Genomic DNA, 258 nt, shown 5'->3' on the forward strand with positions numbered 1-258 from the left:
GCGGCGAGCGCCAGCACGATTGCTTCACTGTCGCGGCTCTGCGCGAACGCCGCACCGGCCGCGATCGCGGGCCCCGAGTCGCGCCGCATCGGCTCCCGCAGCACATCGGCCTCGCGGCCGATCTCCGCCAACTGCTCCAGCACCATGAAGCGATAGGCCTCGTTGGTGATCACGATCGGCCGTTCGAACAGGCCGGCGTCGGAGACCCGCAGCAGCGTCTCCTGGAAGGTCGAGCGCGCCCCGAACAGCGACAGGAAC

The 258-nt window shown here is 70.2% G+C and carries 1 protein-coding gene; it reads right to left on the bottom strand.

Annotated features, from left to right (window positions below):
• A partial coding sequence (locus FNJ47_RS47045; RefSeq protein ID WP_249778691.1) for a sugar phosphate nucleotidyltransferase occupies positions 1-258 on the bottom strand: 258 nt, incomplete at both ends.

Origin of the sequence: Bradyrhizobium uaiense (genome assembly GCF_010811875.1) — a bacterium.
Lineage (GTDB): Bacteria > Pseudomonadota > Alphaproteobacteria > Rhizobiales > Xanthobacteraceae > Bradyrhizobium > Bradyrhizobium uaiense.